Here is a 20,446-nt window from a genome sequence, read left to right on the forward strand (position 1 = left end):
ACCCCTGAGCTACGCCCGCGCTCCGTTCGGCGTGGGCGGGCATTTGCCATGCGGGCAGGGCCGGCGCAACCCCCTCCTTATCGCTTCATGACGATTTTTCTTCAGGCTTCCTCTGTGGCCACCGCCACTGTCTGGCAGACATCCACCCATTCCGCCCCCACCAGCGCCGCCATGCGCTCCGGCCCGATGCGCAGCGCGCTGTTGACCGAACCCGCCGCCGGCCAGACGGCCTCGAACTCGCGCAGGGAAAGGTCGCAATAGACCGGCAGCGGCTGCGCCAGCCCGAAGGGGCAGACGCCGCCCACCGGGTGGCCGGTCAGCGCCACCACCTCCTCCGCCCCCAGCATGCGCGGCTTGCCGCCGAAGGTGGCCTTGGCCTTCTTGTTGTCCAGCCGGGCGTCGCCGCGCGCCACCACCAGCAGCACGCGCTCCCCCACCCGCAGCGACAGCGTCTTGGCGATCTGGGCCGGTTCCACCCCATGGGCGGCGGCGGCCTCGGCCACGGTGGCGGTGCGCGCCGCGGTTTCCAGGATCTCGAGGTCGGGCGCGTGCTCGGCCAGGAAGGTGCGGACGCTGTCGAGGCTCATGGCGGGCTCCGGGCTGTTGCGAGGCCCGCGACCCTATCCGCCCCGCCGGGGCCATGAAAGGTGGCCTCCAGGCCGGCGGCAGGGGGCGCCTGGGGTTGCTTCCGCCCCAGGGGCGCGCATCTATGCGGGAGCGAGATCTCTGAAAGCCGGTATGTTTCCCATGGACGCGAGCCTCAACCCCAATCCCGCCCCCGCCGCTGCCGATGTGATCAAGGACAGCGACCAGAAGGGCTTCATGCAGGATGTCGTGGCGGCCAGCCGCGAGGTGCCGGTGCTGGTGGACTTCTGGGCCACCTGGTGCGGCCCCTGCAAGCAGCTGACGCCGACGCTGGAGAAGGTCGTGCGCGCCGCCGGCGGCCGCGTGCGGCTGGTGAAGATCGACATCGACCAGAACCGCGCGCTGGTGCAGCAGCTCTCCCAGATGGGTCTGCCGCTGCAGTCGGTGCCCACGGTGGTGGCCTTCTGGCAGGGCCAGATCGCCGATCTCTTCCAAGGCGCCCTGCCGGAATCCGAGGTGAAGAAGTTCATCGAGGGCCTGCTGAAGGTGGCCGGCGGCCAGATGCCGGGCGCCGACCTGCTGGCCGAGGCCAAGGCCGCCGCCGAGCAGGGCGACCACCAGATGGCGCTGGAAATCTTCGCCGCCCTGGCGCAGCAGGAGCCGGAGAATGCCGAGGCCTATGCCGGCCTGGCCCGCGCCCTGATGAACCTGGGGCAGGAGGAGCAGGCGCTGGCGGTGCTGGACCAGGTGCCGGAGAAGCTGCGCACCCATGCCGAGGTGGCGGGCGTGCGCAGCGCCCTGGAACTGGCCGCCGAGGGCCGCCGCGCGCGGGAGCGCCTGTCCGAATTCGAATCCCGCCTCGCCGCCAACGAGGACGACCACGAAGCGCGGATCGAGCTGGCGGTGGCGCTGAATGCCATGGAACGCCGGGCCGAGGCCGCCGAGGCGCTGCTGGCCGCCATCAAGCGCGACCGCGCCTGGAACGACGAGGCGGCGCGCAAGCAGCTGCTGAAGTTCTTCGAGGCCTGGGGCCCGATGGACCCGGCCACGGTGAAGGCGCGGCGCGGCCTTTCCACCCTGCTGTTCCGCTGAGGGGCGGGATGGCTGGCGGGCGGCACCGGCGCGGCGGGGCGGGCGAAGGCCCGGCCTGGCGATGACCGCCCCCCGTAGCGGGCCCACCCGCCTGCCGGCCGAGATCCCGATCTTTCCGCTGCAGGACGCGCTGCTGCTGCCCGGCGGCCGCCTGCCGCTGAATATCTTCGAGCCCCGCTACCTGGCGATGGTGGAGGATGCCCTAGGCGCCGGCCGCCTGTTGGGCATGGTGCTGCCGGACCCGGCCTTTCCGCGCGTGGCGGGGCGTTCCACCATCTACCGCACCGGCTGCCTCGGCCGCATCGCCTCCTTCTCCGAGACCGGGGACGGGCGCTACCTGATCACCTTGCTCGGCCTGCTGCGCTACGACGTGGCGCAGGAGCTGCCGGACCACCCCGCCGGCTATCGCCGCGTGCAGGCCGATTTCTCCCCCTATCTGGCGGACCTGGAGCCGCCGGAGGAGGAGCCGGACCGCGCGGCGCTGCTGGCCGCCCTCTGGCCTTATTTCGCCGCCCGCCAGATCGAGGCCGACCGCGCCGCCATTGAGCGCGTCCCGCTGGTGGATCTCGTCACCACATTGTCCATGATCTGCCCCTTCGATGGGCGGGAGAAGCAGGCGCTGCTGCTGGCCCCAGGCCCGCGCCGGCGCGCCGAGTTGCTGACGGCGCTGCTGCGGATCGGCGCCGCCTCCAGCGAAGGGCCGGCGCGCCCGGTCTGATCGGGTTGCGCGGCGTTGCGAGTTGACGGCCCGCCCGGCATGGCGCAGGAGTCAGGCTTCATGAGCACCCCGACCGACACCCCCGCCTCCGCGCCGCCCGCCGGCGGCCCCGTGGATCCCCGCCTGCTGGAGATCCTGGTCTGCCCCGTGACCAAGGGCCCGCTGGTCTATGACCGCCAGCGCGGCGAGCTGGTCAGCGAGAAGGCGGGCCTGGCCTATCCCATCCGCGACGGCATTCCCATCATGCTGCCGGACGAGGCGCGCCGGCTGGACTGATGTCCGCCGCCCCCACCGAGCTGCGCCTGCGCCGCGCCGAGAAGCTGCTGGAAGTCACCTTCCCCGATGGCGCGCGCTTCAGCCTGCCAGCCGAGTACCTGCGGGTGGAAAGCCCCTCGGCCGAGGTGCAGGGGCATGGGCCAGAACAGCGTAAATGGGTGGCTGGCCGGCGGCATGTCGGCATCATCCGCCTGGAGCCGGTGGGGCATTACGCGGTGCGACTGATCTTCGACGACCTGCACGACAGCGGCATCTACAGCTGGGCCTATCTACGCCAGCTGGGGGAGGAGCAGGCGGAGCGCTGGGCGGCCTATGAGGCCGAGCTGGCGGCGCGCGGCCTTTCCCGCGACCCGCCGCGGCGCTGAGCATGACCGAGCCACTCTTCGATGCCGCCGTGATCGGCGGCGGATTCGCCGGCACCTCGCTGGCTTTGCAATGGCGGGCCCAACTGCCGCCCGGGGCGCGCATCGCGCTGTTTGAAGCCGGGCCGCGCCTGGGGCCCGGCCTGGCCTATGGCACCACCGACCCCGGCCATGTGCTGAACGTGCCCGCCGGCGGCATGAGCCTGCTGCCCGCGCAGCCCGCCAGCTTCACCGAATGGCTGGCCACCCGCCCCGATGCGCCGGAAGCGCCGCCGGAAGGTGGCCCCATCTTCGCGCCGCGCCAGCTTTTCGGCGCTTATCTCGAAGAACAACTGGCCGCCGCCATCGAAGGCGCCGGTGCCACCATCCAGCCGCTGCGCCAGCCGGTGGAGGCGGTGGAACGGCTACCCGAAGGCGGCTTCCGCCTGCGCGCCGGCCGCGAATCCTGGCGGGCGAAGCGCGTGGTGCTGGCGGTGGGCGGCTTCGCCGCCAAGCCGGGTGCTGGCGCGCTGCCGCATCTGGCCGGCAATCCCTGGGACCCGGCGACGCTGGAAGGCATCGACCCCGAGGCCCCCGTGCTGCTGGTCGGCATGGGGCTGACCATGGTGGATATGCTGCTCTCGCTGCGGCGGCGCTGCCACCGGGGCAAGGTCACCGGCATCTCCCGCCACGGCTGGCTGCCGCTGGCGCATCTCGCCGGCCCCCTGCCGCCACCCTGGCCGGTGGAGCCGCCGGAAGGCGCCAGCCCCGTGGCGCTCTGCGCCCTGCTACGCCGCGCCATGGCCGAGGCCGCCGCCGCAGGCCGGCCCTGGCAGGCGGTGATCGACGGCATCCGGCCGCATGTGCAGCGCATCTGGCGCGGCTGGAGCCTGCAACAGCGCGCCAGCTTCCTGCGCCATGGCCGCAGCCTCTGGAACCTGCACCGGCACCGGCTGGCGCCTTCGGTGGCGCGCTTCGTGGCGGAACAGCGGGCTTCCGGCATGCTGGAAACCCTGGCGGCGCGGCTGGGCGAATGGCAGCCGGCGCCGGATGGCAGTGCCTCCGCCACCCTGCGCCTGCGTGGCGGCGGGGAAAGGCGGCTTTCCGTGGCGCGCATCATCCTCTGCATCGGCCCCGATGGCGGCAGCGGCTGGCGGGAGGCGGCGCCGGTGCCGGCGCTGCTGGAAGCCGGGCTGGCGCGGCCGGACCCGCTGGGCCTGGGGCTGGAGATCGCGGGGCCGGATGGCACGCTGCTGGATGCCGGGGGGCAGCCCGTGCCCGGCCTGCAGGCCATCGGCCCCCTGACGCGCGGCGGACTCTGGGAGATCACGGCGGTGCCCGAGATCCGCAACCAGGCCGCCCTGGTGGCGGATGCCTGAGATGGACACCATCGCGCCCGAGGACATCACGCTGCCGGACCGGCTGGAGGCCGCCTCCCGCCGCCATGCGCTGCCTTGCGGCGCCGGCAGCATGGTCTGGCACGAATGGGGCGAGCCGGATGCGCCGCCGATGCTGCTGCTGCATGGCGGCGCTGGCTCCTGGCGCCATTGGGCGCGCAATGTCGAGGCCCTGGCCACGCGCCGCCGCGTGCTGGCGCCGGACCTGCCGGGCCTGGGTGAATCGGCGCCGCCACGGGCGGGCACCGATTTGCCGGGCTATGCCGCGCTGATCATGGCGGGCTTCCGGACCCTGGTGGGGGAGGCGGCGCGCTACGACCTCGCCGGCTTTTCCTTTGGCGCCATCATCTCCGGCCAGATCGCTTCGGCGGCGGATGCGCGGCTGCGTTCGGTGACGCTGCTGGGCGCCGGCGGCATGGGGCTGGCGCGGGTGCCGGTGCGGCTGGCGAAGGTGCGGGACAAGCAGGGCGAGGAACGGCGGGCCGCGCATCGCGCCAACCTCGCCATGCTGATGATCGGCGACCCGGCGCGGATCGACGCCCTGGCCATGCGCATCCAGGAATGGAACAGCGACCATGCGCGGCTGAACAGCCGTGGCCTCGTGACCGAGGGCGCGCTGCGGCGCCTGCTGCCTGGCATCCGGGCGCCGCTGGCCATGGTTTATGGCGAGCGCGACGCCATCGCCTATCCCTTCATGGAGCAGCGCGAGGCGGCGCTGGCGGCGGCGCTGCCGGGGGCGGCCTTCCAGGTCATTCCCCGCGCCGGCCATTGGGTGCAGTTCGAGGCGGCGGAGGCCATCAACGCCCTGCTGCTGCGCCGGCTGGACGGGGCCGAACCACCGGCTTAGCCTTTCCGCACGCCAGGAACAGGGGGAAGCCGATATGCGCTTCGGCATCGGGGACGCGGTGGTGGATGTCATCGCCGATATCGACCGCTTCGCATTGCCCGCGGGCTTTCTGCCCGATTGCGACCTCGATGCCCTGCTGCCGCACCGCGCCCTGCTGGAACCGGACCACGTGGATTTCGCCGGGGGCACCTTCCTGCTGGGCGTGCAGGCGCTGCTGCTGCGGGTGGCCGGGCTGGTGGTGCTGGTGGATACCTGCGTCGGCGAGAACAAGTCCCGCCCCAACCATCCCGCCTGGCATGAGCGCAGCGCCACCGGCTTCCTGGAGCGGCTGGCCGCCGTCGGCGTGGCGCCGGAAGCGGTGGACGTGGTTTTCTGCACCCATCTGCATGCCGACCATGTCGGCTGGAACACCCGTCTGCTGAATGGCCGCTGGGTGCCCACCTTCCCGCGCGCCCGCTACCTCATCGGCAAGCGGGAACTGGCGCAGTGGATGGGGCGCGCGCAACAGGACCCCGGCGTCAACCACGGCTCCCATGCCGACAGCCTCCTGCCGGTGCTGGAAGCCGGGTTGGTGGAAACGGTGGAGGATGGCCATGAACTGGCGCCCGGCGTGACCCTGGTGCCGCTGCCCGGCCATACCAAGGGCCAGATGGGCCTGCGGCTGGAGCGCAACGGCGCCCGCGCCATCTTCTGCGGCGATGCCATCCATTCGCCGGTGCAGGTGCTGCGGCCCGAATGGTCCAGCCGCGTCTGCACCGACCCCCAGGCCGCCATCGCCACCCGCCGCGACCTGCTGGAATGCGCGGCGGATGAGGGCGCGCTGCTGGTGCCGGCGCATTTCCGCAACTGCGGCTGCGCCCGCGTGCGGCGGGAAGGCGAGGGCTTCCTGCCGGTCTTCGGCCCCGGCTGAACGCTCTCAGGCCCGGGCCAGGATCGCCTGCGCCTTCAGGATCACCGGGCGGTCCACCATCTCGTCCTCCACGGCCAGGGCGGCATTGTCCGCGCCGCCCGTGGCGGCCTCGACGATGCGGCGGGCCCAGGCGATCTCGGATTCGCTCGGCATGAAGCCGGCATTCACCGCCTCCACCTGCTTCGGATGGATGCAGAGCTTGCCGCCGAAGCCGAAGGCGCGGGCGCGGGTCGTGTCAGCTGCCAGCAGCTCGGCATTGTCCAGCGCGGCGGTGACGCCATCCACCGGGGAAGCCGCGCCGCCGAGGCGGGAGGCGAAGACGAGCTGGGAGCGGAAGGCGGCCAGCGGCGCCCCTTCCTCCGGGATGCCGAGGTCGAGCTGGAAATCCACCGAACCGAAGGCCAGCCGCACCACGCCCGGCGCCGCCGCCAGCGCGGCGGCCTCGGCCAGCCCGCGCGCCGTTTCCACCAGCGGGATCAGCGCCGCCTGCGGCGCGGCCTGGTGCAGCCGGGCGAGGGCGGCGGGCGACTCGGCTTTGGGCAGCAGGATGCCGCCTACCGAGGCATGCGCCACCAGCGCCAGATCCGCCTCCAGGTAAGGCGAATCGGCCGCATTGACCCGCAGCAGCACCGGGCGCGGCGCCGTGGGCAGCCAGGCGGCGATGGCGGCGCGGGCTTCTTCCTTGCGCGCGGGGGCCACCGCGTCCTCCAGGTCGATGATCACCTGATCCGCCCCGGCGGCCAGGGCCTTGCCGAAGCGTTCCGGCCGGTCTCCGGGGACAAAAAGAAAGGAGCGCGCAGCGGCGATGGCCTCGATGGCAGGCATGACGGTTCCCTTGTTCGTTCCTGGCGGCGCAGGCTAGGCCGCGAGAGCCTGGGGAGAAAGCTCGCCAGGGCCTTTTCACATGATGGCGGGTTTCTCCACCGGCGCGCTGCGGGCGGCGGCCGCGGCCTGTTCCGGCGGCAGGCCGCTGTCCCAGAGGCGGGCGATGAAGCGCTGCCCATTGGCGCCCGCCGAGGCGGTGGAAGCCAGCCAGACCATGGGCGGACCCATCAGGGCGGGGTCCAGCAGGTTGCCGTCGGCGCCGCGCCGGCTGGCGCCGCCGGGCAGCAGCTCGGTATTCGCGGCGCCGCCTGGCAGCAGCACATTCACCGTCACGCCCGTGCCCGCCACATCCTGCGCCCAGCAGCGGGAGGCCGCCTCCAGCCCCGCCTTGCTGGGGCCATAGGGCGCATAGCCCCGCCGCACCATGGTCTGATCGCTGGTGGAGATATTGACGATGCGCCCATCCCCCTGCGCCAGCAGATGCGGCATGGCGGCGGCGGCCATGTTGAAGGCGCCATTGAGGTTGATGTCGGTGATCAGCGCCCAGGTCTCGGGCGGCACGGTCCAGAAGGGCACAGGCTCGGTGGTGAAGCGCTCGCTGACCAGGCGCATGCCGCGCCCGGCATTGTTCACCACGCCATGCAGCGCGCCGAAGCGCTCCAGGGCGGTGGCGACGGCGCGGGCGCAATCGGCGGGGCGTGTCACATCGGCGGTGATGGCGGCCAGCCGGCCGGGGCCGTGTTCCGCCTCCGCCGCGCGTTCCGCTGCCTCCAGCTCGGCGGTGGCGCGGGCGCCGGTGATCAGCACGCGCCCGCCGGCGGCCAGCAAGGCCCGCGCCATGGCGAGGCCGAGGCCCCGCCCGCCGCCAGTGACGATCACGACGCGGTCCTGCAACATGCTATGGTCCTTGTGTTGAAGCTGGCGTGGCCACGCCATGGAACGGGAAGAAGCCATGTCGAACGCGGCGGAACGCGCCTATCAGAGCATCCGCCAGCGGATCATGGACGGCAGCTTCGCCCCTGGCACGCCGCTGCGGGAAGAGATGCTGGCGGGCGAGATCGGCGTCAGCCGCACGCCGGTACGCGACGCGCTGCGCCGCCTGCTGGCCGATGGGCTGGTGGAAAGCACGCGCAACCGCGGCACCTTTGTCGCCGAGATCACCAGCGACGATCTGCACGAGGTCTATCATCTGCGCGCCACGCTGGAGGGTTTCGCCGCCACGCGCGCCGCCACCCGCATCACCGCCGAGGAAATCACGGCGCTGGAGCAACTGGCGGATGAGATGGAGGCGCTCGACAGCAGCGGCACGGACCTTGAGGCCCGCACGCTCCGCTTCCATGCGCTGAACACCGAATTCCATACGGTGGTGGTGCGCGCCGCGCGCTCCCGCCGCCTGGAGGGGATGCTGGGCTGGGCCTTCCAGGTGCCGCTGGTGCTGCTGAAGCAGTACCGGATGCAGGAATGGGTGAATATCGCCCGCTCCAACCGCCAGCACCGCGACATCATCGAGGCCCTGGCCGCCCGTAACCCGGAATGGGCGGGGCTGATGATGGGCGCGCATCTGAACGCCACGCGGCCGGCGGGGCTGATGGCGGAGTTGGAGCGCAAATTGACTACCGTTGTGCACAATGAGGGCAGTGATAGCTCATAAAGCTGACATGGCTCCGGCGAAAAACCGCCTTAAAGCGGCCTTCCTGCCATTTTTAGGCTGCGCACCCAAAAAAAATTGTACACAATGATCCCGATCAATGCGGCAACGGGGGATCTCCGGGGTGCAGTACGATTTCGTGCCGATGCCGGCGCGCAAGCCTCTGAAATGGCCGAATGGCGCCCGCATCGCCCTGATGCTGACGACCAATTTCGAGTACTGGGACCGCACCAAGGACACCGACAAGCCTTTCTATCCCGGCGGCCCCTCCATCATCACCGATACCCTGCCGGGCAATGTCTATGACAACCCGAACTGGACTTGGCGCGAATATGGCCAGCGCGTCGGCGTCTGGCGGATGTTCGAATGCTTCGAGCAGGCCGGGGTGCCCACCTCCTGCACCATGAATGCCAAGATGGGGCTGGAGCGCCGCGCGGTGGTGCAGCATGCCATCGACCGGGGCTGGGAGCTGGTCGCGCATAACTATGTGCAGACCGACCTGCTCTCCAACTACCAGTTCGACATCGAGGGCGAGCGGCAGGTGATTCGCGAAACCTTGCGGGTCTATGAGGAGGTGGTGGGCCGGAAGGCGCGCGGCTGGCTCTCCTCCTCGCTGCGCTCCACGCCCAACACCGCCGATATCCTGGCGGAGGAGGGGCTCTCCTTCCTGACCGACCTGCTGAACGACGACCAGCCCTATCTGATCCGCACCGAATGCGGCCGGCCGCTGGTCTCCATCCCCTATACTTCCGAAGTCAATGACTTCACGGTCTTTCTGCGCCAGGGCAAGGATGTCGATGGCGCCTTCCGTGTCTTCAAGGAACAGTTCGACGAGCTGTACCGGGAGGGCGCCACCAGCGGCCGACTGATGAATATCGGCCTGCACCCGCATGTCATCGGCCAGCCCTTCCGCATCCGCGCGCTGCGCGACTTCATCGCCTACGCCAAGGGCTTCCCGGATGTCTGGTGGGCGACGCGGGAGGAGATCGCCGACTGGTACCTGGAACACCACGCCGGGCATATCGGATGATCCTTCTCCAGCAGATCATCAACGGGCTGATGCTGGGCGGCCTCTATGCGCTGGTGGCCGTCTCCTTCACCTTTGTCATCGGCATGCTGAACTTCCTCAACTTCAGCATCCCCGGCATCTTCATGCTGGGCGGCATGCTGAGCTGGGCGCTGATGGTGCAATACGCACTGCCCTGGTACGCCGCCGTGCCGCTGGCGCTGCTGGCCGGCATCCTGGCCTCGCTGCTGGTGGAACGTTTTACCTATCGCTACATGCGCACCCGCTTCGGCGATGCCACCGAGCATGCGATTCCGCTGGTCAGCTCCATCGGCTTCCTGATCCTGTTCCAGGGCCTGGTGCAGATCCAGTGGGGGGCGGAACTGCACAGCTTTCCTTCCCCCTGGCAGGATACCAGCATCCGCCTGGGCGGGCTGTTGATCTCAATTCCGCAGGTGGTCTCGCTGCTGCTGGCGCTCGCGCTGGTGTTCGGGCTGACGCTGGTGCTGGGCCGCACCTCGCTCGGCCGCTCGCTGCGCGCGGTGGCGGAAAGCCCCGATACGGCGCAGCTTCTCGGCATCGACCTGCCCCGGCTGATCCCTGCGGTCTTCGTAGTGGCGGGGCTGCTCTCGGCCCTGGCGGGCGTGCTCTTTGCCTTGAACTATCTGCAGGTTTCGCATGTCATGGGCGACGAGATCGCCTCCTTCGCCATGGCAGCCATGGTGGTGGGCGGGCTCGGCAATGTCTGGGGCGCCATCGCCGGCGGGCTGCTGCTCGGCCTGCTGGAAGTGCTGACCATCTTCTTCCTGGGCGCCAAAGTCATCAAGCCAGTGGTTTGGGGCGCGCTCTTCCTGCTGATCCTGCTGCGCCCGCAAGGCCTGTTCGGGAAGCCATATGTCGGCCGGGGGAAGTTCTGAGCCATGAGCGGTTATCTCGCCGGCATCCTGGCCCTCTTCTCCATCAACCTGCTGCTGGCCTATGCGGTTTTCCTGCCGGCGGCGGCGGGGATGCTGAACCTGGGAGCGGCGGGCTTCATGGCCGTCGGCGCCTATGTCTCCGCCTATCTCGATGTGGAATACGGATTGCCTCTGCCGCTTTGCCTGCTGGCCGGCACCGCCGCCAGCACGGTGCTGGGCTGCCTGATGGCCTTTCCCATCCTGCGCACGCGCGGCGTCTATATGGTGCTGGCGACGCTGGCCTTCGGCGAGATCGTGGCGGGCCTGCTGATCAACATGGAAGCGGTGGGCGGCGCCGCCGGCTATCCCGTCACCAGCTTCATCGACATGCCGGCCATCGCCGCACTGGCGGCCTGCGGCGTGCTGCTGGTGGTCTATATCCTTTCCACCCGCTTCGGCCTCGCCATGCGCTCCATCCATGACGATGAGCAGGCGACGGCGCTGTTTGGCATCCATGTGCGGCGGGTGAAGGTGATGGCCTTCACCATCGGCGCCGGGTTCGCCGGGCTGGCGGGCGCGCTCTATGGCCACCACTACAACTATATCGAGGTGGCCAACTTCAACCTGATGCTCAGCACCTATACGCTGCTCTACGTGCTGATCGGCGGCACCCAGACCGCCTTCGGGCCGCTGGTGGGCGCCGCCATCTTCTCGCTGCTGCCGGAAGTGCTGCGCGGCAGCGAGCAATGGCGCTTCGTGATCTTCGCCGTGCTGATCATCGCCGTCATGGCGCTGCGGCCGGAAGGCGTGGTGACGCGCCATGGCCTCGCGCGCCTCTTCGGCCGCAAGCGGGAGGCCGGCTGATGGCGGATCTGCTGACGCTGGATGGCGTTTCGAAATCCTTCGGTGGTCTCAAGGTCATCCAGGATTTCAGCCTTTCCGTCGCGCCCGGTTCGCGTATCGGGTTGATCGGGCCGAATGGCGCCGGCAAGACCACGGTCTTCAACCTGATCACCGGCGTCTATCCCGTCACCGCCGGACGTATCCTGATGGGCGGCGAGGATATCACCCACCTGCCGGACTGGCGCCGCGCCCGGCATGGCATGGCGCGCTCCTTCCAGAATATCCGCCTGATGCCGCATCTCTCGGCGGTGGAGAATATCATGCTGGGCCAGCACCTGCGCGCCCGGCGCTGGTGGGACCAATTGGCACCGCTGGGGCTGATGCCGCGCAACCGCTGGAAGCGCGATGCCGTGGCGGCGCTGGAGGCGGCGGGCCTCGCCCGCTATGCCGATGCGCTGGTCTATAACCTGCCCTATGGCGTGCAGAAGCGGCTGGAACTGGTGCGCGCCGCCGTGGCCGGTGCCCGGCTGCTGATGCTGGATGAGCCCGCCGCCGGCCTGAACCCCACCGAGCGCGAGGAACTGCTGGCGCATATCGAGGGCCTGACCAGCGGCGGCACCGCCCTGCTGGTGGTGGAGCATGACATGGGTTTTGTTCGTCGCCTCTGCGAGCGCGTGGTGGTGCTGAACTTCGGCCAGAAGATCGCCGAAGGCCGGCCGGAGGAGGTGCAGCGCGACCCGCAGGTGCTGGAAGCCTATCTCGGCACCGGCGCCGCCACGGGGGCCGCCGCCGATGCTGCTTGAGGTCGAGGACCTGCATGTCCGCTACGGCCGCACCCATGCGGTGGCGGGGGCCACGCTCTCGGTGGCGGAAGGCGAGATCGTGGCGGTGCTGGGCGCCAATGGCGCCGGCAAGTCCTCGCTGCTGAAGGCCATCCTGGGCACGGTGAAGCCGGCTGGCGGGCGCATCCGCTTCGCGGGCGCCGAGGTCACCCATGCCCCGGTGCCGCAGCGCATCCGCGATGGGCTGGTGCTGGTGCCGGAAGGCCGGCGCATCCTGGTCTCCATGACCATCGAGGAGAACCTGCTGCTGGGCGCCGGGCTGCGGCGGGACCGCGCCACCCTGCCGCGCGAGATGGATGCCATCTACGACCGCTTCTCCAATCTCGCGGCGCGGCGGGACATGCCGGCGGCGGTGCTTTCGGGTGGCGAGCAGCAGATGCTGGCCATCGGCCGCGCCATGCTGGCCAAGCCGCGGCTGATGATGCTGGACGAGCCCTCCCTCGGCCTCTCGCCACTGCTGGTGGACCGCGTCTTCTCCCTGCTGCGGGAACTGAACGGGGGCGGCATGGCGGTGCTGCTGGTGGAGCAGAACACTCGCAAGACGCTGGAACTGGCCGCGCGCGGCTCCGTGCTGGAACTCGGGCGCATGGTGATGGCGGGCAGCGCGGCCTCGCTGCTGGCCGATGAGGGGTTGCAACGCGCCTATCTCGGCGCCGGCTGACACATCCAGGCGAAGGATCAGGATCATGGCGATCAAGCGACGCGATCTGATGGCGGCCACGGCGGCGGCGCTCGCCCTGCCGGCGCTGCGCAACCCCGCCCTGGCGGCGGCGGATGAGCTGGTGGTGGGCTTTTCCTATGTCGGCACCGGGCCGCTGCAATCCCTGCTGATCACCAACAAGATCCCGGTGGAGATGGCCCTGGCCGACATCAACGCGGCCGGCGGCGTCAATGGCAAGAAGCTGCGCGTCTCCACCTTCGACACGGCCGGCGACCCGCGCCAGGCACAGGTGGCGGTGCGGCGCTTCGCGGAGGATGAAGGCGCGCTCTGCGTCCTCGGCCCCGCATCCTCCGGCGAATGCCGCGTGGCCTTCCCGGCCGGGGAGCGGCTGGGCATCGTGCAATGCTCCAACTCGGCCACGGCGCCCGGCATCACGGATAAGATGACCTTCGCCTTCCGCGACACCTCGGACGAACTGACCCAGTTCCGCCGCCTGCTGAAGGTGATGAAGGCCAAGGGCATGGCAACGTCCAATGCCTCCATCATCTACGCGACGGATGAATTCATCTCCAAGACGCTGGGCGAGAGCGTCTTTCCCCAGGCCTTCAAGGAAGCCGGTATCCCGGTGACCAAGGCGGTGGGTTTCCCCATCCAGGCCTTCGATGTGTCCGCCCAGGTGGGCGAGCTGATGCGCAGCCCCACCGATATCGTGGTGCTGGGCGGCACCATCGAGCCGGCGGTGAAGGTGCTGAAGGAATTGCGCCGCCAGGGCCACAAGGGCCGCATGATCGGCAGCGGCGTGATGTCGGACCCCACCCTGCCGGAGAAGGTCGGCGCGGATGGGGAGGGCGTGCTCTATCCCAGCTTCTTCTACAGCGGTTTGAACGAGCGGACGCGCAGCTTCACCGCCCGCTTCACCGAGGGCGCGAAGCAGGCCGGCTACCCGCGTCAGAGCCCGCACCACACCGATGCCGCGACCTATGACATCCTCCAGATCTATGCCGAGGCCATGCGTCGCGCGCAGGTGACGGGCGAGCCCGGCAAGCTGAAGGCCGAGCGCGTCGCCATCCGCGACCAGATGCAGAAAATGGAGGGCTGGAACTGGGAAGGCATATTGGGCCGCACCTGGTTCTACCCCGACGGCGCCGCCCGCCTGCCCGCCCATGTTGTCGAGGTGCGGGACGGCAAGCTGCAGCTCCTCGATTCGCTCTACGAGGGCTGAGGATGGACCTGACCCGCCTGGGCCCGGAAACCGGCGCGCGCTGCCTGGTGCTGGGCGGCTGCGGCGGCATCGGCCGCGCCTATGTGCGCGGCCTGCTGGCCGCCGGCGCCCGCGTCGCCGTGCTGGACCTGCCGGCCTCCATGGCCGAGCGCCCGCCGGAGCCGGGCGTCGAGGCCGTGCCGGTGGATGCCACGGACGAGGCCTCCGTCACCCATGCCATCGAGCAGGTGGGAGAAGCCTGGGGCGGCATCGATGTCTTCGCCTTCCTCACCGGCATGAACACCGGGCTGAAGCCGCTGGCGGAGATGACCACGGCCGATATCCGCACGGTGCTGGAGATCAACCTCGTCTCCGCCTTCACCACCACCCGCGCGGCGCTGCCCTTCCTGAAGCAGTCTCCGGCCGCGGCTGCCGTTTACGTCTCTTCTGGCCTGCATGCTTTTGTGGAGCCGGGCTTCTCCGCCTATAGCGCCTCCAAGGGCGGGCTGGTCTCGCTGATGAAGGTGGTGGCCAAGGAAGGCGCGCCCGGCCTGCGCGCCAATGCCGTCGCCCCCGGCGCGGTGGAGACCGCCTTTCTCACCGGCGGCCTCGGCCATGGCGGCAAGGAAGGCGAGCCTGGCGCCTTCATCAGGCAGTTCGGCGATGCGCATGCCGAGAAGGTGCTCTCCTCCATTCCGCTGCGCCGCATCGCGCAGCCGGAGGATGTGGCGGCGCCGATGCTCTTCCTCAGCGGCCCGGCCTCGCAATACCTGACGGGGCAGGTGATCTATGTGAACGGAGGCCGCTTCGCCCCATGAGCCTCGCGCTCGTCACCGGCGCCGCCTCGGGCATCGGTCGCGCCACCGCGCGTTGCCTGGCCGATGCCGGCCATGCCCTGCTGCTCTGCGACCGGGACGAGGCCGGGCTGGCGGCCGTGGCGACCGAGACCGACGGCATGGTCCTGCCACTGGACCTGCTCGACCTCACCGCCGTGCGGGCCAGGGCGGCGGAGGTGGTGCGCCAGCATGGGCGGCTGCATGCGCTGGTCTGCTGCGCCGGCATTTCCGGCCATGGCATTCCCTTCGCGCAGGTGGACGAAGCCGCCTGGGACGCCATGCTCGGCACCCATGCCAAGGGGCATTTCTTCCTGATCCAGGCGCTGCTGCCGGCCCTGGCGCCGGGCGCGGCCGTGGTGATCGTCTCCTCGCTCTTCGCCCTGCGTGGCTCGCCTAATATGCCGCACTACACGGTGGCCAAGGGCGCGTTGATCGGCATGGCGCGCGCCCTGGCGGTGGAGCTTGGCCCCGCCGGCATCCGCGTCAATGCCGTGGCCCCCGGGCTGATCCGCACGCCCATGACGGAGCATTCCGCCAGCGGCGATGCCGCTTTCTTCGCGCGGCGCGAGGCCGCCACTCCGCTGCGCCGCCTGGCGACGCCGCGCGACGTGGCCGAGAGCATCGCCTTCCTCGCTTCCCCTGCCGCGGCCTCGCTGACCGGGCAGGTGCTGAGCCCCTCCGGCGGGGAGGCCTTCACCGGATGACCTTCCCGCCGCCGAACCTTCGACTGCTGAAAAGGTGGAATTCCCTTGGCTGATGATCTGGCTTCCCCCGCTGTCCTGAAATCCGCCAGCCCGCGCGCACCGGTGCTGGTGGCGGGTGCCGGGCCTGTCGGGCTGGTGGCCGCTGCCGCGCTGGCGGCGGAAGGCATCCCCGTCACCATCGTTGAGGCCGAGCGCGACCTGCCCGATGGGTTGCGCGCCTCCACCTTCCATCCGCCGACGCTGGATATGCTGGACCGCTTCGGCCTGTCGCAGATCCTGGTGGACCAGGGGCTGGTCTGCCCGCAATGGCAGTTCCGCGACCGCCGCGACGGCCCCGTCGCCACCTTCGACCTCTCGCTGCTGGCTGGCGAGACGGCGCACCCCTACCGCCTGCAATGCGAGCAGTGGCGCCTGACCCGCCTGCTGCGTGACCGGTTGGTCGAGAACCCCGCCGTCAACTTCATGTACGATGCCCGCGCCGTGGATGCGGCGCAGGATGCCGATGGCGTGACGCTGGTGATCGAACGCCCCGACGGTTCCCGTGAGTCGCTGCAAGGCTCCTGGCTGATCGGCGCCGATGGCGCGCGCAGCGCCGTGCGCAAGGCGGTCGGCATCGGCTTCGAGGGGCAGACGATCCCCGAGCTTTACCTGACCTGCTCGACCACCTTCCAATATCAGGAGGTGATGCCGGACCTCACCAATATCGCCTATATCTCCGACCCGGAGGAATGGTTCGTGCTGCTGCGCACCACCAGCCTCTGGCGCCTGCTGCTGCCAACCGATGCCAATGAGCCGGAAGAGGCGATGCTCTCCGATGCCCGCATCCAGCAGCGCATGCAGGAAGTGCTGCCCAAGGCCGGCGACTACGAGATCCGCCACCGCACCGCCTATCGCGTGCATGAGCGCGTGGCGGAGCGCTATGTCAGCGGCCGTATCCTGCTGGCCGGGGACGCCGCGCATGTGAACAACCCGCTGGGCGGCATGGGCATGAATGGCGGCATCCATGATGCCTTCAACCTGGCGGAGAAGCTGGGGCAGGTCTGGCGGGGCGCCGATGCCGTGTTGCTGGGCCGCTATGAGCGGCAGCGGCGCAAGGTGGCGCTGGACGTGGTGCAGCAGCAGGCGCTGCGCAACCGCGCCACGCTGAACCAGCGCGACCCCGCCGTGCGCCGCGCCTCGCTCGACGAACTGCGTGCCACGGCGGAAAATCCGGCCCGCCACAAGGATTACCTGATGCGCACCTCCATGATCGCCTCGCTCCGCGCGCTGGACGAGGTAGCCTGAGGCGCTAACGCGGGAAGAAAGGCTGCAGGTTCTTTGGCCTGTATTCGGTCTTCTCGCCCTTGCTGTCGGCGTCATTGGCCAGCAGGGTGACCCGCCGGCCAAAGCGCTGCGTCAGGCTCGGATGCAGGCTTTCATTGATGGTCTCGAGTGGCCTGCCGTCCTTGTCCATCGGGCGGTAGAGGCGCTCCAGCACCGTCACCTCGGGCTCCATGTTCCTAACTTGGCGGATGGTCGGCGTCAGCCGGTCCTTGCGTGACCAGTTCAGCCGCGATTCATGCTGGGGCGCCAAAGGGTCTTCCTGCCTGGGCAGCATCTCCCAGTCCAGCTTCAGCCCGGCGGCCTCGGCTTCCCGCGCCATCCAGCGCAGCGGAATATCGGCCAGCAGCCGGTTCTGGTAGCCGCCCCCCACATCGGAATGCGCGCCGGCGAACCAGACCTGGCTGATGTCGCAGTCTTCCGGCGCCGCGCCGGTCCAGAGCGTGGGCTCGAATTCGTCTCGGTGCTCATCCACCGCCAGGGCATGGCGGCCGATCCGGACGATGTGGGAGGGCGTGGTGTCGTGGAACTCATAGTCCTTGGCGGTGAGTTCGTTCAGCACCGTACCGGGGATGCCCAGCGCGCCCACCGTGTCCCAGACGCCGAGAAAGGCGACCTGGATATCCTGGTGGCATTGCGAATGGTGCCTGCGGCAGAAATCCTCCGGGGAGCGGTGGACTTCATGGCGGTAATAATCCCAGGCGGCGGAAAGGTCGCCCAGCTTCTGCCGCATCAACAATCCGCAGGCCGCCATGAAGCCCGCAAGGCTGCGCGCGGTGAAGGCGCCGCGGGAGAAGCCGAAGAGAAAGATCTTGTCCCCCGGCACGTAGTTCTGCGCCAGGAACATGTAGCCGGAGCGGATATTGTCATCCACACCTTCGCCGGTCGCGCCGCCCAGCAGCTTTTGCAATGCGATGCCGGTGGAGCCCACGCCGCGCAGGTAGAGCGTCAGTTGCGGCGCATCGCCGCTGGTGGCGCGCACGGCGCGGGCGAGGCGCGCCACATTGGTCTCGGCCCGGCGGCTGTCGGCGCTGTTCCAGGTGCCGTCGAAGCAAACGATGAGGCGCTTCATTCCCCGACCTCCGCATTTTTATTGCTAATACGGTATGATGAAGCGGCCGCTCCTGGCCAGCGGCAATCGCGGAGGGGCAGGCGCCCCTCCGCCCGGGCTCACTCGGCGGAGGCGCCGGTGGCCTTCACCACGTCGCGCCAGCGCGCGGTCTCGCGGGCCATGTGCTGCGCGAATTCCTCGCGCGTGCTGGGCTTCGGCACCGAGCCCAGCTCGATGATGCGCGCCCGCAGCTCCGGCTCGTTCAGGCAGGCCACCACTTCCCGGTTCAGCCGCTCCAGGATCGGCTCCGGCACGCCGGCGGGCGTGACCATGCCGAACCAGCCGGTGGCGGTGACATCCACGCCCGCTTCCCGCAGTGTCGGCACATCGGGGAAGGCGGGCTGGCGCTCGCTGCCCGTGACGGCCAGCGGGCGCATGCGGCCGGATTTCGCCATCTCGGCCACCGCCGAAATCGACTGGAACAGCACCTGCACGCGTCCTTCCAGCATGTCGGTATTGAGCTGGCCGGAGGATGTATAGGGCACGTGGGACATCTCGATGCCGGTGGTCAGCGCGAATTGCGCCCCCACCAGATGCTGCGAGGAGCCCGCGCCCACCGAGCCGAAATTGATCTGCCCGCGATGCTTCCTGGCATAGTCGATGAACTCGGCCACTGTCCGCACCGGCAGGCTGGGCGGCACCACCATCAGGTTCGGCACCAGCGCCATCATGGAAACCGGCGCGAAATCCTTTTCCGGATCGAAGGGCAGGTTCTTGTAGAGCCACTTGTTGACGGCATTGGAAGCGATCGAGCCCAGCCCCACCGTGTAGCCGTCTGGGGCGGAGCGCGCGACATTGGTCATGCCAATATTGGTGCCGGCGCCAGGGCGGTCCTCGACCACCACGGGCTGGCCCAGGCGGATGCTCAGGCGCTCCGACAGCAGGCGCGCGAGCACGTCGCCGGCGCCGCCGGCCGGGCCGGGATTCACGAAGCGGATGGGGCGCGAAGGCCAGTTTTCCTGCGCGAATGCTTGCGCCTTGGGCAGAGTGGTGGCGGCAATGGCAGCCAGAAGGGCGCGGCGCGAGAGGCGGAATCCAGAAGCGGACGATTCGGTCAGGGGCATCATGCGGTTTCCTGCTGCACTCCATGCCATCGTATGCACATGCCGCGCCAAAAGCGCGAAGTTTTCGCTTCCCTGTGCGAGGAGGCTGGAATGTCAGACCGGATTTCCGCTGGCTGCAACAGCGATCTTGCTGCCCGCGCGCCGCGCCGTGGTTAGCGCAGCGGCACCGCCGGCGTGCCGCCCACGCAAAGCCCGGGCGCCACATCGGAGATCACCGCAGCGCCCACGCCCACCACGGCGCCGGCGCCGATCGCCACACCCGGCTTCAGCGCCGCGCCCAGCCCCACCAACGCCGCCGCGCCGACACGCACGCCGCCGCCCAGCACGGCGCCGGGGGCGACATGCACGGCATCTTCCAGCCGTGAATCATGCTCGACGATGCAGCCGGTGTTCAGGATGGCATGCCGCCCCACCTCGGCGGCGGCACCCAGCACCACGCGGGGCAGCAGCACGCTGCCATCCCCGATGCGGGCGGTGCCGGCCACCACGGCGGAAGGATGGCGGATGACGGGCAGCGCATAGCCCAGTCCGGCGAGCCATTCCCCCAGCGCCTGCCGCCGCATGTTGTCGCCCAGCGCCACATGCGCGGATTCCAGCCCTTGCCGCCGCAAGGCCGCGGCCGCCGCCACCGGGCCCAGGAACGGCACGCCAGGCAAGCCGGCGGAGGCCGGGTTGTCGTCCAGCACTCCAGCGGGCGGCGGCCAGCCGGCGTCGCGCAAGGTTTCCAGCACGGCGCGGCCATGGCCGCCGGCACCGATCAGCAGGATGTGCATGGGGTCTGGCTCCGCTCGCGCTTGGCACCATGGGTGGCATCGCGTATCGCGCATCTCATGATCTGTCGTCCCCTCCGCTGCCCGGCCGCCGCCGGCCGGCATCTACGCAGCCCCGAGGCCATCTTGCCAGCGGCCTGTGCCGCGCGATGACCTATTGGCTCGATGTCGAGGATCTCTTCGAATGGGCGCTGGTGAACCGCCGTCCGAGCGGCATCCAGCGCCTGTCCTTCGAGCTTTACCGCGCCCTGGTGGCGCTGCGGCCGCAGGAGATCGCTTTCTGCCGGCATGACCGCATCCGCGGCACGCTGCGCACCGTGGCCTGGGCGGAGGTGGAGGCGCTCTTCGCCGGGCTGACCGGCAAGGGGCAATCCACCTCGGCCGCGCCGCTGCGCGAGAAGGCGCTGCCGGTGGGGCAGGCGGGGCGGGTGCGGCGAATCGCCTCCCGCCTGCCGGCCGATATCCGCGTGCCGCTGGGGGAGGCGGTGCGCAACCAGACTGCCGCGCTGCGGGCGGGAATGCGCACCGGGCGCGGCCTGGTGCAGGCCGGGCG

The 20,446-nt window shown here is 70.0% G+C and carries 23 protein-coding genes and 1 pseudogene; 18 read left to right on the forward strand and 6 right to left on the reverse strand.

Annotated elements, in window-relative coordinates; all coding sequences use genetic code 11:
• Positions 1-101 precede the first annotated feature (101 nt).
• Entirely contained in the window at positions 102-587 is a 486-nt protein-coding gene (locus tag IBL25_RS15240) for a YbaK/EbsC family protein (protein ID WP_187779401.1), read from the reverse strand.
• A gap of 160 nt (positions 588-747) precedes the next feature.
• On the opposite strand from IBL25_RS15240, the gene IBL25_RS15245 reads away from it, so the two are divergent.
• The 7 genes from IBL25_RS15245 to IBL25_RS15275 all read left to right on the forward strand — a co-directional run bounded on the left by IBL25_RS15245 (position 748) and on the right by IBL25_RS15275 (position 6,166).
• A complete protein-coding gene (locus IBL25_RS15245; protein WP_187779402.1) occupies positions 748-1,677 on the forward strand; it encodes a tetratricopeptide repeat protein in 930 nt (309 codons plus the stop codon).
• 61 nt (positions 1,678-1,738) lie between these two features.
• Positions 1,739-2,395, forward strand: coding sequence for an LON peptidase substrate-binding domain-containing protein (locus IBL25_RS15250; protein WP_187779403.1), 657 nt, complete (start codon positions 1,739-1,741; stop codon positions 2,393-2,395).
• Positions 2,396-2,455: 60 nt separating this feature from the next.
• Positions 2,456-2,671, forward strand: coding sequence for a Trm112 family protein (locus tag IBL25_RS15255; RefSeq protein WP_187779404.1), 216 nt, complete (start codon positions 2,456-2,458; stop codon positions 2,669-2,671).
• The gene (locus tag IBL25_RS15260) at positions 2,671-3,036 is read left to right on the forward strand and encodes a gamma-butyrobetaine hydroxylase-like domain-containing protein (RefSeq protein WP_187779405.1); all 366 of its coding nucleotides are present in this window, start codon (positions 2,671-2,673) and stop codon (positions 3,034-3,036) included. The genes IBL25_RS15255 and IBL25_RS15260 overlap by 1 nt, the downstream gene beginning before the upstream one ends.
• Positions 3,037-3,038: 2 nt before the next feature.
• Positions 3,039-4,391, forward strand: a complete 1,353-nt coding sequence (locus tag IBL25_RS15265; RefSeq protein WP_187779406.1) for an FAD/NAD(P)-binding protein — start codon at positions 3,039-3,041, stop codon at positions 4,389-4,391.
• Between the two features lies 1 nt (position 4,392).
• On the forward strand, positions 4,393-5,256 hold the full coding sequence (locus IBL25_RS15270; RefSeq protein WP_187779407.1) for an alpha/beta fold hydrolase: 864 nt from the start codon (positions 4,393-4,395) through the stop codon (positions 5,254-5,256).
• 34 nt (positions 5,257-5,290) lie between these two features.
• On the forward strand, positions 5,291-6,166 hold the full coding sequence (locus IBL25_RS15275; RefSeq protein ID WP_187779408.1) for an MBL fold metallo-hydrolase: 876 nt from the start codon (positions 5,291-5,293) through the stop codon (positions 6,164-6,166).
• A gap of 6 nt (positions 6,167-6,172) precedes the next feature.
• Here the strand turns inward: IBL25_RS15275 and IBL25_RS15280 are convergent, their stop codons facing one another.
• Both IBL25_RS15280 and IBL25_RS15285 read right to left on the reverse strand, forming a co-directional pair.
• On the reverse strand, positions 6,173-6,991 hold the full coding sequence (locus IBL25_RS15280) for an HpcH/HpaI aldolase/citrate lyase family protein (RefSeq protein WP_187779409.1): 819 nt from the start codon (positions 6,989-6,991) through the stop codon (positions 6,173-6,175).
• A gap of 75 nt (positions 6,992-7,066) precedes the next feature.
• A complete protein-coding gene (locus tag IBL25_RS15285; protein ID WP_187779410.1) occupies positions 7,067-7,888 on the reverse strand; it encodes an SDR family NAD(P)-dependent oxidoreductase in 822 nt (273 codons plus the stop codon).
• Between the two features lie 55 nt (positions 7,889-7,943).
• On the opposite strand from IBL25_RS15285, the gene IBL25_RS15290 reads away from it, so the two are divergent.
• The 10 genes from IBL25_RS15290 (at position 7,944) to IBL25_RS15335 (ending at position 16,912) form a co-directional block, all read left to right on the forward strand.
• Complete coding sequence (locus IBL25_RS15290) at positions 7,944-8,642, forward strand: GntR family transcriptional regulator (protein ID WP_187779411.1); 699 nt, start codon at positions 7,944-7,946, stop codon at positions 8,640-8,642.
• 97 nt (positions 8,643-8,739) lie between these two features.
• Positions 8,740-9,669: a polysaccharide deacetylase family protein gene (locus IBL25_RS15295; protein WP_194433732.1), complete on the forward strand. Its 930-nt coding sequence runs from the start codon at positions 8,740-8,742 to the stop codon at positions 9,667-9,669.
• Complete coding sequence (locus IBL25_RS15300; RefSeq protein WP_187779412.1) at positions 9,666-10,562, forward strand: branched-chain amino acid ABC transporter permease; 897 nt, start codon at positions 9,666-9,668, stop codon at positions 10,560-10,562. The genes IBL25_RS15295 and IBL25_RS15300 overlap by 4 nt, the downstream gene beginning before the upstream one ends.
• Positions 10,563-10,565: 3 nt before the next feature.
• Positions 10,566-11,405 carry a branched-chain amino acid ABC transporter permease gene (locus IBL25_RS15305; RefSeq protein ID WP_187779413.1) on the forward strand — a complete coding sequence of 280 codons (840 nt, stop codon included), beginning with the start codon at positions 10,566-10,568 and terminating at the stop codon, positions 11,403-11,405.
• Positions 11,405-12,187 (forward strand): ABC transporter ATP-binding protein, encoded by a 783-nt coding sequence (locus IBL25_RS15310; RefSeq protein WP_187779414.1) that lies wholly within the window; start codon positions 11,405-11,407, stop codon positions 12,185-12,187. The genes IBL25_RS15305 and IBL25_RS15310 overlap by 1 nt, the downstream gene beginning before the upstream one ends.
• Positions 12,177-12,887, forward strand: a complete 711-nt coding sequence (locus IBL25_RS15315; protein WP_187779415.1) for an ABC transporter ATP-binding protein — start codon at positions 12,177-12,179, stop codon at positions 12,885-12,887. Before IBL25_RS15310 ends, IBL25_RS15315 begins: the two co-directional genes overlap by 11 nt.
• Before the next feature lie 25 nt (positions 12,888-12,912).
• Entirely contained in the window at positions 12,913-14,109 is a 1,197-nt protein-coding gene (locus IBL25_RS15320; protein WP_187779416.1) for an ABC transporter substrate-binding protein, read from the forward strand.
• Positions 14,110-14,111: 2 nt separating this feature from the next.
• A complete protein-coding gene (locus IBL25_RS15325; RefSeq protein WP_187779417.1) occupies positions 14,112-14,906 on the forward strand; it encodes an SDR family NAD(P)-dependent oxidoreductase in 795 nt (264 codons plus the stop codon).
• Positions 14,903-15,628 carry an SDR family NAD(P)-dependent oxidoreductase gene (locus IBL25_RS15330; RefSeq protein ID WP_187779418.1) on the forward strand — a complete coding sequence of 242 codons (726 nt, stop codon included), beginning with the start codon at positions 14,903-14,905 and terminating at the stop codon, positions 15,626-15,628. The genes IBL25_RS15325 and IBL25_RS15330 overlap by 4 nt, the downstream gene beginning before the upstream one ends.
• Before the next feature lie 45 nt (positions 15,629-15,673).
• On the forward strand, positions 15,674-16,912 hold the full coding sequence (locus IBL25_RS15335; RefSeq protein ID WP_238940457.1) for an FAD-dependent oxidoreductase: 1,239 nt from the start codon (positions 15,674-15,676) through the stop codon (positions 16,910-16,912).
• Positions 16,913-16,916: 4 nt separating this feature from the next.
• Here IBL25_RS15335 and IBL25_RS15340 read toward each other — a convergent pair whose 3' ends face one another.
• The 3 genes from IBL25_RS15340 to IBL25_RS15350 form a co-directional block, all read right to left on the reverse strand.
• Entirely contained in the window at positions 16,917-18,020 is a 1,104-nt protein-coding gene (locus IBL25_RS15340; RefSeq protein WP_187779419.1) for a DUF2235 domain-containing protein, read from the reverse strand.
• 98 nt (positions 18,021-18,118) lie between these two features.
• Complete coding sequence (locus IBL25_RS15345; protein ID WP_187779420.1) at positions 18,119-19,126, reverse strand: Bug family tripartite tricarboxylate transporter substrate binding protein; 1,008 nt, start codon at positions 19,124-19,126, stop codon at positions 18,119-18,121.
• Between the two features lie 149 nt (positions 19,127-19,275).
• Complete coding sequence (locus IBL25_RS15350) at positions 19,276-19,896, reverse strand: NeuD/PglB/VioB family sugar acetyltransferase (RefSeq protein WP_187779421.1); 621 nt, start codon at positions 19,894-19,896, stop codon at positions 19,276-19,278.
• A gap of 146 nt (positions 19,897-20,042) precedes the next feature.
• Here IBL25_RS15350 and IBL25_RS15355 point away from each other — a divergent pair.
• A pseudogene (locus IBL25_RS15355) lies at positions 20,043-20,446 on the forward strand (glycosyltransferase family 4 protein); the annotation flags it as partial.

The organism is Pseudoroseomonas ludipueritiae, assembly GCF_014490445.1.
GTDB classification, from domain to species: Bacteria; Pseudomonadota; Alphaproteobacteria; order Acetobacterales; family Acetobacteraceae; genus Pseudoroseomonas; species Pseudoroseomonas ludipueritiae.